Below are 1,278 nucleotides of genomic sequence, written 5' to 3'. Positions count from 1 at the left end.
GCATACACCAGGGCCATGCTGACCACGTAACTGCTGGCCAGGGCGAATCCGCGTTTGGGCGTGGCGCCGCTGCCGACGATCAACCCGGCCAGGATCGGCAGCATCGGCAATGAACAAGGCGTGAAGGCCAGCAACAGGCCCAGGCCGAAGAACAGCAAAAGGCTCCAGCCCAGCGCCCGATATTGCAGGCTGCTGGCCAGCGCCTGGTCCGGTGCCTCATTGGCCGCACTCTGCGCATTGGCATTGCCCAGGTCCACGACTCTGGTTTGCGGCGGATAACATAAACCGGCATCGGCACAACCCTGGTAGCTGACCTTGACCGTGCCGCTGGCACCCGCCGGAATCTTCAGTTCCAGGCCCTGACGGTAGACTTGCTGTTCACCGAAAAACTCGTCGCTGTGGGCTTCACCTTCCGGCAACGCGGGATGCTGCCCGACAGGCAATCCGTCGAACTTCAAGCGTTTCTGGTACAGGTAATAGCCGTCGGTGATCTGCCAATAGAGCTGGGTTTCACCGGATTCCAGACGTTCGGAGGTAAACGTGAATGCTTTATCAACCGGGAGAAATTCAGGTTTGGTGTCGAACGGATTGGTTCCCGCCTGGGCCAGGCCCGCGATCAAGAGGGTAAAAAGTAAAAACAGACGATGCATGGATAAGCCTTTGCCCTGTGCTAATGAGGTGCACAGTGGCGGGTGGCGATTAACCGATGATTAACCGCCCCGGCCTTGTGGCGGTGGCGCTTGCGGCATAATGTCGACTTAATCGGTCAATGGCTTAATAGGCTTTATTTCTACGAGGCTCCCCATGCACGTACTGGTTTGCGAAGACGATGAACTGATCGCCAGCGGTATCGTCGCCGGTCTGACCGCCCAGGGTCTGACCGTGGAGCACGTCGCCACGGCGTCCGCCGCCCGGGCGATGCTCAAGGTGGCGGAGTTCGATGTCATGGTGCTCGATCTCGGGTTGCCGGACGAAGATGGCCTCAAGCTTCTGCAGCAGTTGCGCCATCAAGGCCTGGAGTTGCCGGTTTTGATCCTCACCGCCCGAGACTCGGTCACCGACCGCGTCGATGGCCTGCAAGCCGGCGCGGACGACTATCTGCTCAAGCCGTTCGACTTGCGTGAACTCGCTGCACGCTTGCACACGCTGTTGCGGCGGGTGGCGGGGCGCAGCGTCAACCTGATCGAACACGGAGCCCTGACCTACGACCCGAGCAGCCGCGAAACCACGCTCGCGGGACAGCCGGTGGACCTGTCGCGCCGCGAACAGTCGCTGCTG

The 1,278-nt window shown here is 60.9% G+C and carries 2 protein-coding genes; one reads left to right on the top strand and one right to left on the bottom strand.

Going from position 1 to position 1,278, the window contains the following annotated elements; genetic code table 11:
• The coding region (locus tag AC1DVH_RS31310) for a protein-disulfide reductase DsbD domain-containing protein (protein ID WP_477757048.1) at positions 1 to 650 on the bottom strand (650 nt) is incomplete at its 3' end.
• A gap of 154 nt (positions 651 to 804) precedes the next feature.
• Between AC1DVH_RS31310 and AC1DVH_RS31305 the strand changes: the two genes are divergently transcribed.
• On the top strand, positions 805 to 1,278 hold a 474-nt coding region (locus AC1DVH_RS31305), incomplete at its 3' end, for a response regulator (RefSeq protein ID WP_477757047.1).

The sequence above is a fragment of the Pseudomonas sp. P4_C3 genome, assembly GCF_056402075.1.
This window is presented reverse-complemented; position numbering and strand designations above follow the sequence as displayed.